This window comes from Microbacterium salsuginis, assembly GCF_012524205.1.
In the GTDB taxonomy this organism is placed as follows: Bacteria; Actinomycetota; Actinomycetes; order Actinomycetales; family Microbacteriaceae; genus Microbacterium; species Microbacterium salsuginis.
Window position 1 is genome coordinate 607,453 of record NZ_JABACI010000002.1, and the last position, 21,288, is coordinate 628,740.

Annotated in this window: 14 protein-coding genes and 1 tRNA gene; 5 read left to right on the forward strand and 10 right to left on the reverse strand. The window is 67.2% G+C overall.

Going from position 1 to position 21,288, the window contains the following annotated elements; all coding sequences use genetic code 11:
* Positions 1-84: 84 nt before the first annotated feature.
* From HF576_RS09880 to HF576_RS09895, 4 genes are all read right to left on the reverse strand, one after another.
* Positions 85-1,506, reverse strand: coding sequence for a mechanosensitive ion channel domain-containing protein (locus HF576_RS09880; RefSeq protein WP_168912621.1), 1,422 nt, complete (start codon positions 1,504-1,506; stop codon positions 85-87).
* 3 nt (positions 1,507-1,509) lie between these two features.
* On the reverse strand, positions 1,510-3,660 hold the full coding sequence (locus HF576_RS09885; RefSeq protein WP_168912622.1) for an adenylate/guanylate cyclase domain-containing protein: 2,151 nt from the start codon (positions 3,658-3,660) through the stop codon (positions 1,510-1,512).
* Between the two features lie 180 nt (positions 3,661-3,840).
* Positions 3,841-4,638, reverse strand: coding sequence for an ABC transporter permease (locus HF576_RS09890; RefSeq protein ID WP_168912623.1), 798 nt, complete (start codon positions 4,636-4,638; stop codon positions 3,841-3,843).
* Complete coding sequence (locus tag HF576_RS09895) at positions 4,635-5,765, reverse strand: ABC transporter ATP-binding protein (protein ID WP_205835076.1); 1,131 nt, start codon at positions 5,763-5,765, stop codon at positions 4,635-4,637. Before HF576_RS09895 ends, HF576_RS09890 begins: the two co-directional genes overlap by 4 nt.
* 61 nt (positions 5,766-5,826) lie before the next feature.
* On the opposite strand from HF576_RS09895, the gene HF576_RS09900 reads away from it, so the two are divergent.
* The 3 genes from HF576_RS09900 (at position 5,827) to HF576_RS09910 (ending at position 9,085) form a co-directional block, all read left to right on the forward strand.
* Positions 5,827-6,843, forward strand: coding sequence for a helix-turn-helix transcriptional regulator (locus tag HF576_RS09900; protein ID WP_168912624.1), 1,017 nt, complete (start codon positions 5,827-5,829; stop codon positions 6,841-6,843).
* 371 nt (positions 6,844-7,214) lie between these two features.
* On the forward strand, positions 7,215-8,858 hold the full coding sequence (locus tag HF576_RS09905) for a serine hydrolase (RefSeq protein ID WP_205835077.1): 1,644 nt from the start codon (positions 7,215-7,217) through the stop codon (positions 8,856-8,858).
* 154 nt (positions 8,859-9,012) lie between these two features.
* Positions 9,013-9,085, forward strand: a tRNA-Met gene (locus HF576_RS09910).
* 315 nt (positions 9,086-9,400) lie between these two features.
* Here HF576_RS09910 and HF576_RS09915 read toward each other — a convergent pair.
* From HF576_RS09915 to HF576_RS09930, 4 genes are all read right to left on the reverse strand, one after another.
* A complete protein-coding gene (locus HF576_RS09915) occupies positions 9,401-9,871 on the reverse strand; it encodes a hypothetical protein (RefSeq protein ID WP_168912626.1) in 471 nt (156 codons plus the stop codon).
* Between the two features lie 492 nt (positions 9,872-10,363).
* Positions 10,364-11,143: a TIGR04255 family protein gene (locus HF576_RS09920; RefSeq protein ID WP_168912627.1), complete on the reverse strand. Its 780-nt coding sequence runs from the start codon at positions 11,141-11,143 to the stop codon at positions 10,364-10,366.
* Between the two features lie 319 nt (positions 11,144-11,462).
* Positions 11,463-12,611 carry a site-specific integrase gene (locus HF576_RS09925; RefSeq protein ID WP_168912628.1) on the reverse strand — a complete coding sequence of 383 codons (1,149 nt, stop codon included), beginning with the start codon at positions 12,609-12,611 and terminating at the stop codon, positions 11,463-11,465.
* A complete protein-coding gene (locus HF576_RS09930) occupies positions 12,598-13,245 on the reverse strand; it encodes a hypothetical protein (RefSeq protein WP_168912629.1) in 648 nt (215 codons plus the stop codon). Before HF576_RS09930 ends, HF576_RS09925 begins: the two co-directional genes overlap by 14 nt.
* Positions 13,246-13,414: 169 nt before the next feature.
* On the opposite strand from HF576_RS09930, the gene HF576_RS09935 reads away from it, so the two are divergent.
* Entirely contained in the window at positions 13,415-13,939 is a 525-nt protein-coding gene (locus HF576_RS09935; protein WP_168912630.1) for a DUF6998 domain-containing protein, read from the forward strand.
* A 6-nt stretch (positions 13,940-13,945) separates the two neighbouring features.
* Here the strand turns inward: HF576_RS09935 and HF576_RS09940 are convergent, their stop codons facing one another.
* Both HF576_RS09940 and HF576_RS09945 read right to left on the reverse strand, forming a co-directional pair.
* A complete protein-coding gene (locus tag HF576_RS09940) occupies positions 13,946-16,537 on the reverse strand; it encodes an AAA family ATPase (RefSeq protein WP_343234224.1) in 2,592 nt (863 codons plus the stop codon).
* A 433-nt stretch (positions 16,538-16,970) separates the two neighbouring features.
* The gene (locus HF576_RS09945) at positions 16,971-18,032 is read right to left on the reverse strand and encodes an SGNH/GDSL hydrolase family protein (protein WP_168912632.1); all 1,062 of its coding nucleotides are present in this window, start codon (positions 18,030-18,032) and stop codon (positions 16,971-16,973) included.
* Between the two features lie 104 nt (positions 18,033-18,136).
* Here HF576_RS09945 and HF576_RS09950 point away from each other — a divergent pair, with 104 nt between their 5' ends.
* Positions 18,137-21,241 (forward strand): glycoside hydrolase family 99-like domain-containing protein, encoded by a 3,105-nt coding sequence (locus HF576_RS09950; protein ID WP_168912633.1) that lies wholly within the window; start codon positions 18,137-18,139, stop codon positions 21,239-21,241.
* Positions 21,242-21,288 lie beyond the last annotated feature (47 nt).

The following is a 21,288-nucleotide window of genomic DNA, read 5'->3' on the forward strand; positions in this document are numbered from 1 at the left end:
CTCTGATCCTAGGACCGCGCGCAAAGCCGCCTTTACCGTACGCCGCAGCGTTGCAGACCTGTTGCCGAGCCAGAAGGGCCGACCTCACCGACTGCCGAGCGTGCCCCGCACGATGCCGGCGTCTGCGATCGCCTGTGAAGCCAGCTTGCGCTTGAGCTCGATCGAGGCGCCGATCTCGGCGGCGAGCATCGGCCGCTGCCGCACCAGGGCGTCGACGGTCTCGAGCGGTACGACCATCACGGTCAGCACGTCGGCAGCCACCACCGTGGTGAGGGTCTTCTCGCGCGTCAGCGCGGTCTGCCCGATGTAGTCGCCGGACTCGACCGTGGCGAAGTCGATCCGCCCGCCGGCGACCTCGACCGCCATGCGCGCGTGCCCTTCGACGACGAAGCGGATGTCGCTCGGCAGCACACCGGTTGGCTGCACGATCTCGCCGGTGCCGTAGCGCTCGAGCCGTGCCGTCGAGAGCACCAGCTCGCGCTCCTGCTCGCCGAGGTGAAGCGTCGGACCGACGACCGCGAGCGCCCGCTCGAGCTGCCCGGGCTCGGCGATCGGGTCGGTCGCGTCGCCGTCCAGGGCGAGCCCCCGCCGCCGGGCGGCGTACCAGAGCCACGCGAGGTACAGGCTCAGAGCGTACTGCTCCATCGCGGGGCTCGCGATCGGCAGCGTGACGCTGTAGGCGCCGGCTCCGGCGTACTCCGCGGTGGCCCGCTCGTCGGGCACGCGCATGGGAAGCGAGTCAGCCACCTCGACGAGAAGGGCGATCACTTCGTGCGGCGGATCGTCGGTGGTGAACTTCACGTCGGTCGTGACGTGCTTGGGTCCCTCGGGCTGGCTCAGGTTCGTGAACGATGCTCCCGACAGCGTCGAGTTCGGGATGATCTGGATGCCGGAGCCGGTGTCGATGTGAACGGCACGCCAGTTCACCTCGATCACGCGACCGCGGACGCTTCCCACATCGAGCCAGTCGCCGATCTTGAACGGCTGCTCGAAGAGGAGCAGCAGGCCCGAGATGACGCCGCCGACGGCGTTCTGCAGTGCGAGGCCGATCACGATCGACGTGACACCGAGCGTGGCGATCAGGCCACCGACATCCGCTCCCCACACCCATTGGAAGAGGAACGCGAGCCCGACCACGACCAGGAGCAGTCGCACGATCTCGACGAAGATCGTCGGGATCCGCTCCCGCCACGACCCGTCCTTGGCGTTGGCGAAGAGCGCCACGTTGAACGCCGAGAGCACCAGCAGGATCACGAGGAACCCGAAGATGGTCGCGACGACCCGCGGCCACGGGTTGTCGACGTCGGTCTGGAACGCGAAGATCAGCAGCGCCAGCAGTGCGCCCACCGGCACGATCCAGTTGCGCAGCAGCCGGAGCGGGCCGGCCGCCGGGTTGCCGCTGCGTGTGAGGTTGTTGACCAGCTCGGTCAGGACGACGAGCAGCAGCGGCACACCGACCGCGATGCCGACGGCCCACCAGACCCAGCCTTCGTCGAGCAGCGTCATGGCTTACTCGATCCGCCAGACCGGCTGCGTACGGCCCTGCAGCTCGACCGTGCCCGCCTGCACGAAGTTCACCGACTCCTGCAGCCGGTCGCGCACGGACTGGCTGACGTAGATGCCGGGCTCGCCGGTGACGCTGCGCACGCGGTACGCGAGGCTGACGGCATCCCCCCACAGGTCATAGGCGAGGCTCGTGCGCGCGACGAGGCCGCTGGTCACCGTTCCGGTGTCGACGCCCGCGCGCAGATCGATGTCGGTGCCGTACTGCGAGTTGAACCGCTGCACGACGGCGCGCATCTCGCGCGCGAAGTCGACGGCTCGCCGCACGTTGTCGACCCGCGGCACGATCAGCCCCGACGACGCGAGGTAGCCGCCGCGCAGCGTGCGCACCTTCTCGACGCCGGCCTTCTGCGCCGCTTCGTCGAAGCCGCGCATCAGAGCGTTGAGCTGCGTGATCTCGTCCGAGCTGTTCAGCTGCTGCGAGTGCTCGTCGAAGCCGACGAGCTCGGCGAAGACGACCGAGACATTGTCGTGCTGCTCGGCGATCGTCTCCTCGCCCTTCTTATAGCGCTCGGCGACGGTCTCGGGCATGAGCGTGAGCAGCAGCTTCTCGTTCTCTTCGCGCTGCACCTCGATGAGGTCCTGTTTGATGCGCAGGCTCGCCGCCATGTCGTTGAACGCGTTGCCGAGGTCGCCGAACTCGTCGCGCGAGCCCTCGGGCACCTGCACGGCGAGGTCGCCGCCGGCCACGCGCCGCACCGCGTCGACGAGACGCTTGATCGGCCGCGTGAACACCTGCGCGAGGAGGAGGGATGCCACGCTCACAGCCAGCAGGATCGCGAGCGTCGACAGCACGAGGTTGCGTGTGAACTCGGTGACGGGTGCGAACGCCTCGGCCGAGTCGATGCGGGCGACGGCGACCCAGTCGAGTCCGTCGATCTCAACCGGCCGGTACGCGACGATGCTCTCGTCGCCGATGTACTCCTGCGCGATGCCCGCGCCCTCGCGACCGGCTTGCGCCTCATTGACGGCGAACGTGTCGACGGGCTGCAGGCCCACCGTGCCGCCGACGAACTCCATGCGCTCGGCGACGTCGGGCGGCGTGCCGTTGGCGATGACGTCTTCGGCGTAGGCCTCGGGCGACTCGACGATCTCGCGGGCGACGCTGCGCATGAGGTCGTCGCGGCCCGCGAGGTACACCTCCCCGGTGTCGCCGAGGCCCTGCTCCTTCCACTGCCGGCCGCCGCTCATGACGTCGTTGACCTGATCGAGCGAGATCTGGGCGGCGAGCGCGCCGGTGACGCGGTCGTCGTTGCCGATCGGCGAGACCACCCACAGGGCGTGCCGGCCGAGCGACGGCGCCCAGCGTTCGAGATCGCGGGTCTCGACGGCCGTGACCGAGTTGGTCGCCATCACCGCCGAGTAGGCGTCGGCGAGGGCGGTGTCGCGATACGGCGCGCTGTCGAGGCTGATGCCGAGGTCGATCCCCTTGTAGGCCGAGTACACGACGTCGCCCTCGGTATTGAGCACGAGAAGGTCTTCGTAGCCCACCTGGTTCACGAGGCGCTGGAAGTAGTCGTGATAGCGGGCGTGTGCTGCCGACCACGCGCTGCCGTCGCCGGCGTCCTGGAACTGCAGCGCTTCGTCGAAGTCCTGGAACTGCGCGGTGTAGTGGTACTGCAGATACTGGCCCGCGTTGGTCTCGGGCATGAGCGCGGTGTCGGGTTGGTCGCGCTGGGTGCGGGCTTCGTAGCTCGGCACGAAGACGTCGCGGTAGTACGCCTCGAGCCCCTCGGTGACCTCCGGCGCGGGCGGGCTTGCTTGCAGCTGCTCCCATCCCTCGTTGAACGCGACCGATGCGGTCTGCGCGCTGAGGTTGCGCGAGTCGAGGGTGACTCCGGTCTGCGTCGAGTCGATGAACTCCTCGACCTCGTGGGCCCGCAGCTCGCGGATCGTCGTCAGCTGATCGATCGCCGCCGCGCGAAGCGACTCGCGGCCGCTGACGAACCCGATGACACCCACGACCACCGACGAGACGAGGCTGACGGCGAGCAGCATGATGAGCAGCTTGGACTGAATGCTCAATCCACCGCGGCGCCGCCGGCGCTCGGGTGCGGTCGGCACCGATTGCTCGCGAAGCTTCTCGGATTCGGACACGGGTACGTGCTGCGGTTGCTGGGCCGTGATGCTCACGTGTGGCTAACCCCCCGGAATTGCCGACACGCGTCACTCTAGTCACACCAGAAACTCGCAGGCAACGGTGGATTTCCACCGCTGCCTGCGAATTGAGCAAGGAACGCGGATGCCGGTGCCCACGGCATCCGCGTTCCTTCTCACTCAGCTGCTCTTGCGCATCGCCCGGATTCCGGCCCACAGACCGAGCAGGGCGAGGATGACCGCGGCCACCCATCCCCACAGCACCGCGATGTTTCCGAGGTCGCCGGCGAACAGAGCACGCTCGGCCTGCACGACCCAGTTGATGGGGTTCACCGTCGAGACGGCCTGCATCCAGCCCGGCGCGTCATCGAGCGGCAGCAGCATGCCCGAGAGGATCAGCAGCGGGAAGATCAGCGTCTGCTGCACTCCCCAGAACAGCCACTCGCGGTCCTTGGTCTTGAGCGCGAGCGTGTACGACAGCGAGCCGAGGCCGACGCCGAAGACGGCGAGCAGCGCCAGGCCGATCACGAGCCCGGCCGGGTCGATCGAGAACCCGAACGGCCACGCGATCAGCACGATGATGAGCGCCTGCACGATGATCGGCACGATCTCTTTCAGCGCACGACCGACCAGCAGCGACGACCGCGCCAGCGGCGCGACCAGCGTGCGCTCGTGCGAGCCCGTCATCATCTCGTACTGCAGGTTCGAGCCGGTCGCGCCGGTGCCGAACAGCACGATCATCACGAGCACGCCCGGCACGAACCACTGCAGCGTCTCGCCCACCGGAGCGCCCGACGAGCCGATCAGCAGCGGGGCGAACAGCCCGAGGAACACCAGCGGCTGCACCAGGCTGAAGATGAGCGTGAACGGATCGCGCACGACGGGCTTGAGCTCGCGAGTGAGCACGTTCCAGGTGTCGCGCGCGGGATTGGCCCGCACGGCGGTGTCGGGGCGTTGGGTTGCGGTGGTCGTGGTCATCGGTTCGCTCCCGTCTTCTCTGCCACCGCTTCGGTGGCTCCGGATGCTTCGGCCGAGGCATCCGGAATGTCTTCGCTCTCTTCTTCGACCGGCTCACCCTCGCCCGCCTCGCGCAGCGTGCGCCCGGTCAGCGCCAGGAACACGTCGTCGAGGGTCGGCGGCACGCCCGTCGCCCGCTGCACCTGCAGACCCGCGGCGTCGAGTGCCCGCACTGCTGCCGGGAGGAGCGCGTCGCCCTCCGGTGCGGTGAGGACCACGGTCGCCCCGCCCCCTCCAGACGCCGCTGGCGCGTCGCCTGGAGCCTCCGGGCGGGTGGGCCCAGCTGCATCTTCGCGCCGCACCTCACGGCCGGTGAGCTGCTGGATCACGGCGACCGCGCGCTCGGCATCCGCATCCGTCGCGAACCCGAAGGTGAGCAGATCGCCGGCGAGGTCGGCCTTGAGCCGCGCCGCTGTGTCGTCGGCGATCACTCGACCCTTGTCCATGACCATGACGCGCTCGGCGTAGCGGTCCGCCTCCTCGAGGTAGTGCGTGGTGAGGAAGACCGTCGTGCCGTACTTGGCGCGCAGCTCGAGGATGTGCTGCCACAGGTTCGCCCGGCTCTGCGGGTCGAGCCCCGTCGACGGCTCATCGAGGAAGATGAGCGGCGGTGCGTGCATCAGTCCGAGTGCCACATCGAGCCGGCGTTTCTGCCCGCCCGACAGCTGCTGCACCGAGCGGTTCGCGAAGCCCGCGAGGTCGAGCGACTGGATGAGCTCGTCGGCGCGCTTGCGTGAGGCTGCCTTGCTCATGCCGTAGAACGCCCCCTGGCTGAGCAGTTCGTCGCGCGCCCGCTGCGAGAAGCTGCCGCTGGTGAGCTGCCCCACGTAGCCGATGCGCGCCCGAACGTCGGCGGGACGGCGCAGGATGTCGAAGCCGACGACGCGCGCGGTGCCCGACGTCGGCGGGATGAGGGTGGTGAGCATGCGCAAGCTGGTCGACTTGCCTGCGCCGTTGGGCCCCAGGAACGCGACGAGCTCGCCGCGCGTGACCTGGAACGTGAGGTCGGTGACCGCCTCGACGGTCTTCTTCTTGACGGAGAAGCGCTTGGTCAAACCCTGCGCTTCGATGATCGGTTCGTTCGCCATGAATCCAAGGTAGGAACCAATGCGGACACATCCGGTCCGCATCATAGGGCAATCTTTAACCATGTCCGACACGACGACCCGAGCGCTCTCGCTGCTCAACCTGCTGCAGACCCATCGGCACTGGCCCGGTTCCGAGCTGGCCGGCCGGCTCGGCGTGACCGAGCGCACGGTGCGCCGCGACGTGGAGCGCCTGCGCGAGCTGGGCTACCGCATCGAGTCCTCCCCCGGTTCCGCCGGCGGCTACCGGCTCGAGGCGGGGAGCGCCGTGCCGCCACTTCTGCTCACCGATGAAGAGGCCGTGGCGATGGCGATCGGGCTGCGGGTCGCGGCATCCCAGCGCCTCGTCAGCGGCCCCGAGACCACGATCACCGCGCTCGCGAAGCTCGAGCAGGTGCTGCCCGCTCCTCTGCGGCGCCGGGTCAACGCCCTCGCCGAGGCGGTGCAGCCGTCGGGCCTCAACGCCGGCGCTCCGGTGTCGAGCGAGATCCTCGGCGAGCTGGCCCTGGCCAGTCGCGATCACGAGCGCGTGCGGTTCGTGTACACGGCGGCCTCGGGCGAGGTGACGCGGCGCAGGGTCGAACCGCACGCGCTGGCGCCCGCCGACCGGCACTGGTACCTGCTGTGCTGGGACCTGGACAAGGAGGACTGGCGCACCTTCCGGGTCGACCGCCTCGCCGACATCGAGCACACGCGCGTGCTGTTCGAGCCGAAGCCGCTCACACCCGAAGAGATCGAGGAGTTCATCTTCGTCGCGCGTTCGTGGGTGCGTCAGGCGGTGGAAGCGGATGCCGTCATGGAACTGCCGCTCGACGAGATGCGGGCGCTGTTCGGCCAGTGGGGCCAGGGCGCCACGGCCGAGGACGAGCGCCGGACGAGATGGCCGGTGGGTGGCGGGGACTTCCGTGAGACGATGTACGGCTTCACGTGGATCCCTGCCGGGGTGGAGTACACGACCAACCTCGAGTCACCCGCGCGGGAGGAGCTGCGCGAAGTGCTCGAGCGGATGCTGCGAGCCCTGGACGCGCCGCCGCCGACGACGCGCCCGGAGTCCGCGCGCCCGAAGGAGCCCCGCGACTGACCTGCCCCCGTTCGTTGAGCGAGCCCCCTCCGCTCGTTGAGCGACCACCTCCGGTCGTTGAGCGAGCGAAGCGAGACGAATCGCCCCGTCCCCGCTCGTTGAGCGAGCGAAGCGAGCCGAAATGCCCCGGCCATCTCCTCAGGACGAATTCGCCATGACGTGCACCTCGAGGTCGTGCACGGATAGGGCTATCGGCCGAACCCGTCAACCGATACGTTTCGTGCAGGGCACTGGGGGGTGCGATGGTCCATCCGACTGTGGGTTTCGGGTTCCTACGTTTGTCGCGCGCCCTCACGAGCTGTGTCGCCGCCGTCGGTCTGACGGTCTGCGCGCAATCTGCGGTGCCGCACGCGGTTGCCGAGGCGCCCACCGTGACCAGCGCCGAGATCAGCTTCGCGGAGCCAGGCCTCACCCTGCGTTCCGCCAGTCCGCGGCAGATCGCTCCGACGGCCCGGTACATCGACCAGATCGAAGAGGACATCACGCGGTTCCTGCGGCCGTCGCCGACGGATCCGGTGTATCCCGGCGCCGTGGCGCTGGCCGTCCACGACGGCGAGATCGTCGCGCATGACGCGGTCGGGTACGCCCTGCGCTACCTGAATGACACGCCCACCGACATTCCGCCGGACCAGTGGATTCCGATGCAACGGAACACCATCTTCGATCTGGCCTCGATGACGAAGCTGTTCACGTCGATCGCCGCAGTGCAGCTCATCGAAGACGGCCGGATCGCGCTCGATGCGCCCGTCACGCGCTACATCCCGGAATTCGCAGCCAACGGCAAATCCGACATCACCATGCTCAACCTGCTGACCCACACCTCTGGGCTTCCCCCCGATCCGAAGCCGAGGCTGTGCGAATACCCGACGCGCGAGCAGCAGTGGGAGGCCGTGTATGGGGTGGAGCCTGCGACGCCGCCGAACCAGGCGTTCCTGTACTCCGACATGAACATGATGACGCTGGGCAAGGTCATCGAGACCGTCACCGGGCGGTCTCTCGATCGTGTGATCGCTCGGAGTATCACCGAGCCGCTGCGGATGGCTGAGACGATGTACAACCCTCCCGCCTCACTCAAGCCCCGCATCGCGGCCGAGGAGTACCAGCCGTGGACGGGTCGGGGCATCGTGTGGGGCAGCGTGCACGACGAGAACGCCTACTGCGTGGGCGGGGTTTCCGGACACGCCGGCATCTTCTCCACCGCGAGCGATATCGCGGTACTCGCACAGACCCTCCTGAATGGCGGGCAGTACAAGGGAACCCGGATCCTCGAGGAGCAGTCGGTGCGCACGCTGTTCACCGACTACAACCAGGCTTTCCCCGGCCACGCGCACGGGCTGGGCTTCGAGCTCGATCAACGTCGGTACATGGGCGCGCTCAGCTCGCCGGTATCGGCGGGGCACACCGGGTTTGCCGGAACGTCGATCGTCATCGACCCGCTCGCGCACTCGTTCATGATCCTGCTCACCAACCGCGTGCACCCGAGCCGCAGCTGGGGCGCCGACAATCCGCCGCGGGCGGCCGTCGCCACGGACCTCGCCATGTTGCCTCCGGTACGCCCCACGCGGGGTCGCACCGCGTGGTTCGCCGGCCCGGTGGACGACGCGAACGCGACGCTCACCGCTCCGGTCGCGGTGCCCGACGGCGGCGCGGACCTGTCTTTCGACCTCTGGTACGACACGTCCGAAACCGACAGCGGAGCCGTCCACGCATCGTCCGATGGCGGAGCGACCTGGCAGCTGGTTCCGCTGTCGCTGCGGACGGGCGGCGATCGCTGGCAGACGGACGGCACGTTCACCGGATTCGAAGGCAGACAGTGGTTGGAGGCGACAGCGCAGCTCGACCCATCGACGACTCACCTCCGGTGGACCTACACCACCGGCTCGGAGGCGCACGGCCGCGGCGTATACGTCGACGCGGTGACGGTCACCGGCGAACAAGGCCCGATCTTCGACGACAGCCGCCGCGCCGACGCATCGCAGTTTCAGCCCGATGATTGGGTCGAAAGCAGGAGATGAGCGCCCTGCCCCGCTCGTTGAGCGAGCGAAGCGAGACGAAACGCCCGCAATCCCCGACTCGCAACGTCTCATAGCGAAACGCGAGTTCACGCATACCGCGCTCCTCGGACGACGGGGCTACGGTGGAGCCGTCCTCGAGTTCATCGAGGAGCATCGCGGCGATCCGGGCGGTCCCGGGCACCGGCTCATATCCGGTTGCGTTGCGGGTTCGACTCCCGCCGTCGCGTCGGCTTTTCGCGTGGTTAAACAGCTGATCAATCCACATTATGCGCGGGCATGGGAGGAGCGCCGCGAGCGTTTTGCCCACATTTTGCCCACACTTCTCGTTTGGGTACGCAATTCACGACATCGCGTCTTCCCAGTGTGGCGTTCGTATCCTTGCCCATGTTGAGCATTGACTTCGCCGTGAGCGCCCATCGGTCTGCTGGACGCATCGTCATCCGGCCTCAGGGCGAGCATCGGCCGATGCCCGACGAGTCCCCGACTGCCGACGTTGGACTGCGAATCGAGTGCTTGTAGTGGTCAACAGTTGGGGACGCTTGCTACCCAGACACCTCGATCGTCTTGAACACCCGACGCGCGAGTTGATGTATCGCCTGGCGCCGCTTCGTCTTGGAGGCGTACTCGCCCGGGTGAGTGATCAGAGTATGCGCCGGGTTATAGGCGGGTTCGGGTTCAAGCGGATCCCCGACGACCATGAACTCCTGATTGCTATCGTTGGCCATTCCCGACTCGAAGCCGTTGATTGCCGAGCAGGCGGCATACGCGAGACCGGAGTGCTGACGGCTGAGTATCGAGATAGGCGCGAGTCCGAGGGAGCGCAGCACATCTTCACGGAACACGGAGCAACCGTCGTCATCGAATCGAAGTGCCCCGCCCTTCAATCTCGACGCTCCCGACGATTCGTCGATCGTGTTGTTGTCGTAGTGCGCGGGATCCCGCGTGTCGAACCTCCGCCAGACGACCTGAGCAGGCGGAATATCCGCTTGCGACGGCGTCGCCTCATCCGTCATTTCAGCGGAGCGGGATGGGCTGCTGCAGTCCGCGCGAAATGGCAGCGAGGTACTCCCGCGCGCGACCGATCGCGTCGTCGTCGGGCGTCCACCAGGCCGTGATCAAGTCAGCGAAGCGCACACCCTCGTCTTGGGTAGACGCTGTGATTAGGATCTCAGTCTCGTCTTCATAATCGATCGTGAGAGACGCGCTTCCGACGAGCCACTCAACGAACAGGCCGCCTTCGCCGTTAGAACTGACTTGCGGCGTAGCGGAGCCGTCCTCCACGAGGACGCTAACTAGCCGCAAGACCGTCGTATACCGCCCGTCTGCGAGACCTTGCCGTACGGCAAGGTCTCGAAGGCTCGCGTGTGCATACGCGAGAAGGGCTCGTCGGGACCGAGGGGCGCTCGACCAGGTTTCTCGATCGAAGGTAAGCGACGGGCTATCGCTTGCCGACTCATCGATCCGCGCGTGCGAAGGGGCGTGCGAAGGTAGCGTCAAACTTGGACTCATCCGGCATCCCCCCACTGGCTTGCGGTGTTGTCAGACACTATCGCGAAAAATGCCTCTTTAGACGTAGCGTGCGCATCGTCAATCATAACAATCGCTTCCGAGAGAGAGCTTTGACGTGTCGCGAACACCTTGGTCGACAACGTGAGGACAGTTTGGCCGGAGATCTCTGATGGCTGAATCGAAGCGGTGAGCTGGGCGACCCCGCTGCCGACCTCGCGCTGAGTAACTATCTCGTATCGCTCGCCGACCACTTCGCCCGGAATCGGACGCTCGGGCTTGCGAAACGTCGCGTAAGCGTGATGCAAGCCTGGCAGCTCAGTTGCGACTTTGTTGACATAGGAAAATTCAGCGACCAGAGGGTGTAGGGACGGCTCGGAGCGACTAGCCACCAGGTCAAGCACGCGGGTTATCTCTGGGCGGATCGCCTCGTCGTAGCCGGGGTATCGCGCGCCATCAGCTACACGGCGCCAGTTCAATAACAAGCGGTCGTCCTGAGTCTGCAGGAGCCAATCACTTTCGAGCGACTCTGACCAGACTCTCAACGGTGGCGGACCGCCAAGCAGCTGCATCTCAAATTCGGCTCCGGGCTGCCCATAGGGCCGCGTCGGCGGCAACGCCCCCTGAGTGCTTACGGTCGGGTAGCGATCGCGCCACGCGTCGGTTTCGCGAACTAGTTCGACCAGTCCAAGCCCACGGGGGCGGAACTCGATCCCAGCCACAGCTTCGATCACCGGAGGGTTCACGAGCGAGCGCGCTTGCACGTCATCACCGGTCACGGGTTCAGTGTATGGGGCGGAGAAGCAGCACACCTCCTCCCGAACCGACAGCCCCCTCCCTGTGGCGACGACCGGACGGCCCATTCGACGAATTGCGCGACTCGATGAACGTCAGAGACCTAACGCGGAGATCAGGTCTCGAGGGCTTGCGCCACGTCCCGCCTCCGTAAAGCAAGCGTGACGATGGCGTCCGCGCTCCGCCCTCGCACGCTGCTTGAAGGTCATGGCGCTTGACAGGCATGGTGCTCCATTGCCACCCACTCGATCGGAGTTGGGGCAACGCGACGCGCGTATGCTGTTGCACGCACCAATGCATCGCCTACCCGGCGATGGCGGCACTCCGCGCCGCGCTCAATGAGGCCGACACCGTGTCGAGGTCGTCGTCGAACAAGTCGGCATACACGTCCAACGTCATCGCGGCCGACGCGTGCCCCAACATCCGCTGCACTGCCTTTACGTTTGCGCCGGAACTGATAGCGAGCGACGCCGCGGTGTGTCGCAGGTCGTGGATCGTCATGCGCTCGAGCCCGGCTTCCTCCAGGGCTGTCTTGAACCACGACCGCGAGTACTCCGACGAGCGTGGCCGGCCGAAGTAGTCATCGCCGTCGCCGAACAGTAGCTGGTTCCGAGTCTTGCCCTCACACAGCTGCGCGATCGGATCGTCGAGGAACTCCGGGTACGGAACCGACCGTCGTTCGTGCGTCTTGGGTGTGCCGACGTGGATGTCGGCACCGACTCGCACCGCGTTCTCGTTGACGGCGAGGCGGCGGCGGACAGCATCCACATCCCGCACTCGGAGTGCGGTGAGTTCGCCCCAGCGCAGCCCAGTGTAGGCGGCGACGTACACGAGGGTCGAGTGCTCGCCGCAGGCGGTGGCGAGGCGTTCGACATCCTGGTGGCTGAGGTAGCGGTGCGCCTTGCGGACCTTGCGGGGTAGGTTGTCAACCCCGCGTGCGGGATTGTTTGGGATGCGGCGGTCCTTGACCGCGATGTCGAGGACCGATGCCAGCACACTGTAGGCGCGAATGACGGTGGTCGCCTCTTTCCGGCGTGCACCTTGCGTACGGGTGCGAATGTTGTCGCGGCGCTCGGTCTTGGCTGTTCCGGCCGCGAGCTGCGACACCCAGGTGCGGACGTCGCTGTGTGTGATCGCGGCCACGGCGGTCTTGCCCCACCGAGGATTCACGTAGACGCGCCAGGAATCTTCCAGAGCACGGTAGCTCGACGGCTTCAGCCGCGATTGCTTGGCCTCCAGCCAGATCGGCCCGAGCTCGGCGACCGTGGTGCGTGCCCGCGACGGGTCGATGTACTCCCCCGTCGCCTTCGACACTTCGACGCTGGCAAGAAAGAGGTCGGCTTCGCGCTTCGTGCGGAAGCCGCGCTTGTCCGTCTGCCGGTGATCGGGCGTGCGATAGCGCACGCGGTATCGCTTGCCGCGCGCGGTCTCGTACGCCTCAATCGTCCCCATCGCGACCCACCAGCGAAGCGAGGAACTCCTGATGCTCCTCCTCTGTTATCGCCTCTTCGATTCCCATACGCTCGAACAGCCCCATTGCGATCCGGCGCGCGGCCGCCTGATCAAGCACAGTCGTCATGTACCCCGCTGCACGTGCACGAGCGATCCAGTTGGTCGCCGTTCGTTGCTTGAGTCCCATCGTCTCGGCGACGGCGAACGCGGGATTCTCGTTCGAGATCTCGGCGATGCGATACACGAGGGCGGTGAGGTGGAGGGTCTCCACAGCGGTGGGGGCGAACGGCTCAAGGCCGTCGAGCTCTCGCGTTCGTCGCTTGTCGCGCAGCATGATGACACCGAGTGTCCAAATGGGGAGGGAGTAGGCGATCGCCCGCCGCGCAATCGCGTGCACCTTAACCGTCCGCAGTAGAGTGCCGCCGATTTCTAGCGCAAGGTCGCGCCGGTCGACGCCGAAGTGTGCGATTTCGTATTGTCCGGCATCCTCGGAGTATTCGAGCCGCAACTGGACTCGCGCCTTCTCCCCCTGCTCGAGCGCGCGGATCTCGCGAGGGCCGGCAGACAGGTCGGCCTCGATGATCGGCTTCAGCGCGAGGCCGGGCGGAACGAGGATGCTGCGCCCGGAGAGCACGATGGACTTCGCCATGCCACCATGATGCCACATCGTGCGCGCCGCTGACATGGCTGCGCATCCGAGTCGCGTGCGTGTCAACTGCTCCGACGACGGAGCCGGCAGAAGGGCTGCCGATATGCCGGGTGCTCGGGAACCGCGGGCAAGGAGCTCCTCGTAGGCTTTGCCTATGGACACGACGGGGCCCCGCATGCCCTTTGCGCCGACCGCTCTTTCTGTGCGGGAGCTTCTCGCCTCTTACGTCGCAGTGCTCGACGAGCTCACGCGGCGCGGCGTCATCCGCACACGCAATTCACCACTCGGCGATCTCGCGGAGACGCTCGCGGAGCGAGCGTATGGAGGGACTCTCGCCCCCAATTCGCAGAAGAGTTACGACGTACTTACTATGGACAATCGCCGCATCCAGGTGAAGGCCCGACTTGTAGACCGCTTGGACAAGCGCACCCAGAACTTCTCGGCTTTCAGATCCTGGGATTTCGATAGCGCAGTCTTCCTTCTCTTCGACACGAACACTTACGACCTCATCTGGGCTCGTGAACTCGAGTGCGACGAGGTGCAGACCATCGGTCGGCGTGTCGAGCACACGAACTCCTCCGCGATCTTGATTCGCAACGTCGCCGCTGCGGGAAAAGACGTCACGGTTCTGTTCTCTCTCGTATTCGGCGCGATTGACGAGCCCGCCGAACAGCCATAGCCGAAGTTAGCGAAGTTCAATGCCTCCCCGGACCGGGGCCACTCCCATCGACTCTGGTGGAGCAGCCGTCCGCCGCGCAGCCCGGCTGAGGTCGATCTGCGCGGCGCGCCGCGAGTCCTCGATGGTCGGCTCGGGCATCCCGCGCTGCATCGCAGCCGCCAACTCCTCGCGGGCAGCATCCGTAGACCCAGCAACGACGATCGCTTGGTTCTCGTAACGTCCGCGCGTGAGTCCGACATAGAGTCCCGCAGCATCCACGCCCGGCCCGACGATCGATGTGTCAACCGTCTCGCCCTGGATTCCGTGGACGGTCGACGCATACGCAAGGTTCGCGTTCTCTGCCGCATAGTCACGACTGATCGAGCGCCGCTCGGACGTGTCGGCCACATTCACGAGCGCGATCCGATCATCGCCTATGGACGTGATCACCCAGGTCGCGCGATTCCGAACGCCCGTCCCGCTGTCATTTCGTCGTGTCTGGACGACGTCACCCACGAGCATCTGTTGCTCGCCGCGGCCGAAGGCGACCGCATCCGCTCGAAGCTCACCCGCCTCGAGCCGGCGCTGCTGGATGGTCTCGCTGATCGCGTCGGCGTCGTCATTGGTCGCGACGACGAGCGCCACCCGCTCGCCCTGACCGACCCGCTCGAACCATGCGTCGACCATCGCATCGTGCGCGGCATCCACGCTTCCCACCCGCGCGACGTGACCGGTGGCAGCTAACTCGTCGGCGATGGACATGGCCTCCGCACCACTCGACACCTGCCGCAGTCGGAGCGTGAGCTCGCCATACGCCCGATCTGCGAAGCGATGGACCGACCGCAGCTCGACGACATGATCCGCATGCCTAGTCAGCAACGCCATCGCACCTAGGTGTCCGATCGGTGCGGCTTGGCGAGGATCGCCGATCATCGCAATCCCCGCGCCTGTCTCGTCCAGCACCGCTGCTAGAGCGTCAGCGCTCTGCAGATCAACCATCCCGGCCTCGTCTACGACAACTCGATCACCGCGCCGCAGCGCGAACCGCTGGGGCCCGAGGTAACGATGGCCCACCGCCCCGTCGATTTCGCCCACCGCCAGCCGCGACCACCGCTGCTCGCCGGCGATCCCGTTGCCCCAGCGCCACCCGTAGTCCGCGAGCACCGCGTGCAGGCTCGCCGCGGTGACGCCCACCTCGCGCTCGGCGACGACAGCCGCCTTCTTCGTGGGTGCGACGAGCACCAGCGCCCGGCGCTGCAGGGCCAGCGCGTCCCGCGCGACGCGGAGAAGAGTCGTCTTCCCCGAGCCGGCGGGGCCGGTCACCGACACGAGTCGACCGGTTCCGGCGATGGCGGATGCCGCAGCCAGCTGCGCCTCGTCGAGCCCACCCTGCTCCCCCGCGTTCCGGCTCGCGACCATACGCATCTGCGCCTGGTTCGGCAGCGCCCCCGTTGCGGCGAGCGCTGCGAAGCGCTTGTCGACCCGGAGCTTGAGCAGCACGGTCTGCGTCGCCATCAGCGCCTTGATATGTGGCGGTTTCGCCGGGTCGTCTGGCACAAGGTCGATGGTGTCGCCAAGCGCCCGAGCGACGACGTCATCGATCAGCTCGTCGAGCAGACCACGGTCGGCAGTCACTCCGGAGCGAGCGATGACACGGAGGGCACCGGCGCGCACATCCCAGGGCGAGAAGCGCCCGCTGGACGAGACCGACCTGGCATCGGCATCCGCGATTGCCATCTGAGCCAGCTCATCGCGGTCGAGGTCGGCGAGCAGGGTCGATTCGAGGCGCGCGGGATGGAGCTGCCCGAGCAGGAGTGGATCGATGGCGGCGAGTTCGGCGCGCACCCGCTCCTCCCACTCCCCTTCGTCAAGATGGACCGGCTTGCCGGGGCGGCCGTGTGCCCACGCGAGCGCGTCGAGGTGCTGAAGGTCAATGGCGCCCGGCTCACGGCCCGGGTGTTCGCGGCGCCACTGCGCGATCAGGCCAACCCGGTTGGCCTCGATCTTGTTGGACCGGCGCGACAGCGGACGCACTACGTGCGCGAGCTGGGCGATCTCCCCGTCTTGATCGAGGGTGTAACCGCGCGCGGCGAGGGCCGCGATCCAGCGAGGGTCGGTGCGCGCGGCAAGCTCACCCTCGGCATTGACAACGGTGTGGAGCTTCATCGCCACCCGCGAGTCGAGGCTCGACCACTTGCCGTCGACGCCTTGGACCTTCATGTTCAGCCACAGGTGGCGGTGGATGTGCGGATCGAGTGCCCGCGATCGCCGGTGCTGCAGTTCGACGACTTCGAGCCGGGCAATGTCTTCACGGATACTGCCACCATGCCCGCGGCGTGCGTTGAGCTCGCGCTGCCAGAGCGTGACGGTGCGGTCGCGCATGCGGTCTTGTAGCGCCTCAAACTCGGTGGCGAGCTCCGGGACGAGGAGGGCTGCGATGCTGTATGACTTTGGAAAGTTGATGGTGCCGTCGAGCAGCAAGTCGGTGTTCTCGGAGCGACGCACGAGCCCGCGCGACTCCCCCGTTGCGGGGTTCGCGCCCTCGATCCAGCGACGGAGAGCCGCGCCGTCGAGTTCGTCGCGTGCAATCGCACCGTCGACCACGGTGTGACGGGTCACGGTCGCACTGTCGGCGTAGCGGGTAGCAGCTTCAGGGCCGAGCGGTTCGCGGCGATGCGCGTCGCAGGTGCCGTCGAACGCGTAGGAGATGGCGTTGCGGATGCCGCGAGAGTCAGTTCCCCGCTTCCAGCTCCGCAGTCCGCCTCGCATGCGAGCAGGATACATGCGCAGGCGTGTCACCACCAGGAATGGTGCCTACGTGCATTGCTGTCAGGTTCGGCTCGACACCGTTTCGCCTTCCTGCGCGAAACGGTGTCGCGACGAGGGAATCGCTGCTCGCCGAGTCACGCGCTGGGTAGCGCGAGGTCCTCCTCAGGATCTACCGCTCGGCGTCGAAGGGTGTTCCTCTTCGCGCGCACAGCCGGGTCGAACCGGCGGAGCCTCTTCCGATCGGCCGGTCGCCCCGCACCGCGACGCTGTAGCCGACGAACGATCAGCCGACCAGATACCGGGCGACGTCACGCGCGATGACCTCGAGCCCGGCATCCGACGGATGCACCCCGTCGGCGAACCACCCCCGGCGTGCCGCCTCGGCGTGGTCATCCCACTCGCGGCCGAGGTGGAGCAGGGGGATGCCCTCGACCTCTGAGAGCCGCGCGAGGTCGGACGCACGTTCGTCGATGGTCGGATACCCGATGAGCGGATCGGCATAGTCGAACTGCGCCGGGTGGATGAGCAGCACCTCCCCTCCGACCGAGCGAACTCGATCGATCGCCGTCCGCGTGCGCTCGACGAACGCCGCCGCTTCGACGCGGCGATCGTTGGCACCGAGAAGCATGATGGCGAGATCGGCTCGCGCCGCATCCGCATGCAGCGGCAATCCGCCGCTTAGATCATCAGGGTCGTAGGCGAGCAGCTCGGTGCCGATGCCGTCGCGGGCGAAGGTGGAGACGCGCACGCCGCCCGTGCGTCCTTCTAAACCCCACAGGTCGAGCGGTTCGGCGGAGCCGGGTCGGAGGGACAGCTCCTGCCCGCCGCCGCGAGTTGTCCACGCGATCACCTCGACGCCCTCGGGGCCGGCGAGCAACGGCTCCCGAGCGAGCTCGACGGGAGCGCCGTCCACCTCCACTCGGGGAGCGACTGGGCGGATGCCGTGGACGTAGATCGTGAACTCCGTCGAAGGAGCAATGGGTGCGAAGACCACCGACCCCTTCGCCTCGACTCGCCACGTGCCCCGTCCAACGACGCCCGCCCGCGGCAGGTCTGACGGACCCGGTCCGGCGAGCTGCCGCACATCGCCCTCACGCCGCAGACGCGGATCGTCGTCCGGGCGGATGTCGAGCGTGTTCCACGGAACGACGATGCCGGTGCCCGCGGGAAGCCCGAGCCGCCCGTTGAGGATCCTGCTGAGGCGGCCGGGCCAGGAGTTGCGCCATTTGGGCTGGGAAGCGCCCGTCTGGCCGGCGCCGTAGGTGATCGAGTCGACGAAAGCGCTGATGTGGACGTCGCGCTCGCCTGCTCTCAGGCGCTCCGCGCTGCGGAGTCGATCGGTCATGCGAATTCTCCATCCGGGTCCGGCGTCGCGGCGCTCACCTCTTGAGTCTCGATCCTCTCAATGCGATGATGCCCCTTGTTCATAATATTGAAGGAGTGTTCTCAATGACGACGACACGTTCGGATCAGCATGGCGGGTTGAGCCGCCGCACCTTCCTGCAAGCAGCGGCAGCGGTCACCGCGGCGGGTGCCTTCTGGGAATTCGGCCCCGGCGGCGTGCCCCAGCAGGCGGCCGCCCTGACATCAGGAGCGCAGGTGCCGCGCATCCTCATCGAAGACAACTTCAACTTCCCCGCGCACGTGGGATACGTCCAACCGTCCGGATGGGACGATCGGCAGGCGGGCGGCCTCCTGAACTACGGCCAGTGGCTGCGCGTGCGCGACACCACGGGACGACTCCCGGTCTCGCTCGCGCGGCGTTTCGCCGCCCAGTCCGGAGGCGACGTCGCGCTCGACTTCCGGGTCGTGCCGCTCAGCACCCTCGACGGCGCGCGATGGGAACTGCGCAACGGCACCTCGGCGCTGGTCGTGCTCTCGGTGGCGTCGAATGCGCTCCGGCTGGAGCATGCCTCGGGGACGACCCCGCTCGCCACGCTCGCGACCAACGTCGAGATCGGGGTGCGCATCGTCGCGCACCTCGACACACGCACGACCGACGTGTACGTCAACGGCTCTGCGGCCGCCACCGCGGCAGGCATGACGGGAAGCGGCTCCACCCTCGACAACCTCCTCGTCTCAACGGGCGCCTCCCAGGTCAACGACATGCAGTTCGGGCCCGTCCGGCTCAGCAGCGGCTTCGCCCTGAATGAGAGCTTCGTGCACGACGTCGCAGGCGCCCTGGGAAGCCCATGGACGGCATCCGGCGCCGGGGCGTCACTCGTCGCGCTCGACACGGGCGACATCGCCGACAAGGTCACGATGTCCCTCGACGCGACGGCGGGCGCCGCGAACGCGTCCGCGTCCGTGGTCATCGGGCCAGAGAACCTCGGTATCGAATTCGCCGTACATTCGGCGAGCGCCCTGAACGGCACGACGGTGGCCGTGCTGGCGGACCTGCTCGACCTGCAGCTCCGCGTGACGTCCGGCGTATGGGAGGTGCTGGACGACAACGGCGCATGGCGGAGCCTCCGCGCCGCGACGACCGGGATCTGGCAGCAGGTTCGCGTCCGGCTCGACATCGCAGGCGAGGAGGCGCGCATCTCCATCAATGGCAAGGTGTGCGCCACAGCGCTGCCCGTGCACTTGTCGTCGACATCCGCCCCGACCGCGTCGATCGCGTTTGCAGCGCCGACGGGCACCGTGGTCCGCGTCGACGACGTGAAGGTGTTCACGCACCCCGACGAACCAGCCGACTATCCGGCGGCGCCCACCGTCGTCGGCACACCCGGGGTACTCGTGGGCATGCAGGAGTTCTCCGGCTGGCGCGAAGGTCACCACATCGGCTGGGACACCGTGAAGGCGTACCCGTCGCGGATGCCGTTGCTCGGCACGTACGACGAGGGTAGTCCTGAAGTGTCCGACTGGGAGATCAAGTGGATGGTCGAGAACGGGGTTGCGTTCCGGCTGTACTGCTGGTTCCGGCCCTCGCCCGGGAAGGGAACGCCCATCCGCTCCCCGTACCTGGGGCACGCCCTCCACGACGGCTTCTTCGAGGCGAAGTACTCGCCGCTAATGAAGTTCGCGATCATGTGGGAGAACCAGAACGGCGGCAACACCGACAGCGCCGACTTCCGTCAGAACGTCGTGCCTTTCTGGATCGACTACTACTTCACCGATCCGCGCTACCTGGTGATCGACAACAAGCCGGTGCTCTCGATCTACCGCAACAGCAGGCTCGGCACGATCTTCGGATCCGTCGCGGCAGCGACCGACGAGATCGACTTCCTGAGGGCCGCGGTGCAGAGCGCGGGGTTCGACGACATCCTGCTGCTGACGACCACCGCGGATGCGAACGCGGCGACCATGGGATTTGACGCGGAGTACATCTATACCCGGCAGAGCGGCAACTTCACCGCGCAGCGCGACACGCTGCTCGCGCTCGACTCCGCGAGCACGGTCGGAGCCGTCGCTAGCGTCGGCATGGGATACGACGCGGCACCCTGGGGCGCTCGACCAGGTCTCTCGACGACGCCGGCTGCCTTCACCGCCATGGCGGAATGGATCAGGGACACCTACCTGCCTGGAAGGACGGTGGGTGACGTGACCGCCTCAATGGTCCTGCTCGACAACTGGAACGAGTTCGCCGAGGGGCACTATCTGATGCCCGCGCAGTCGAACGGCTTTGCTTTCATGAACGCGATCCGCGCGACGTTCGGCACGGGTCCGTTCCCGTCAAACGTCACACCGACGACCGCCCAGAAGGAACGCGTCAGCCTCCTCTACCCGCCGTCGAGAACCGTGCGCACTCTCGAGAGGACCGCTCCGCCCCTGAGCACCACGTACACCTACGACTGGGACTTCTCCGCCGACGAAGACGGCTGGACCGTGGACAAGCAGGTCACGGGTCTCGCGGCAGCAGGCAGCATCCTCTCCGGCAGCGCCACCGGCGCCGACCCCGGGCTGCTCTCACCCGACGTACTGGGCCTCGAGGCGGCCGATCATCCGTGGATCCGCATCCGGATGAAGTCGGCACCGTCGACCGGCGGCGAGCTCTTCTTCATCACCGCCGCCGACGGCGCCTGGTCGGAGTCGAAGGGCATCAGTTTCCACGCCGAGCCCGACACGTCCGGCTACGGCATCGTCGACATCCCGATGTGGAAGGTCCCGACCTGGAAGGGCACGATCCGGCAGATCCGTTTCGATCCGACGGTCCTGTTCTCGCCTGCGACGTTCGAGGTCGACTACATCCGGGTGCTCAACGTTCCGCAGGCCACGCCCCTGTTGAGGGTGTCCGGAATCCGGGACCGCTACGAGGCGCCTTCTCTTCCCGGCACCGTCCCGCTGGTTCCCGGCGAGTACGCGTTCCGGGCCCTCGGGTGGAGAACCGAGTTCGACGCCGCGGCGTACGCCATCAACGCCCTGTCGCCCACCGGCGACCTCATCCGGGTCGGGGTGGGCAATTCCACGGGATACCTGAACGGGGTGCCGTTCGCCATGTCGGCCGCGCCCGCGTGGATCGGTCAGCGCGTTTTGGTGCCGTATTCGCTGTTCACCGCCGCCGGCTACACGGCCACATGGAACGCGACAGCCGGAACCGTCGACATCGCCTGATCGGTCGTCGTCCCCGACCGGTGCACCGCCGGGGGACCTGCGGGCGG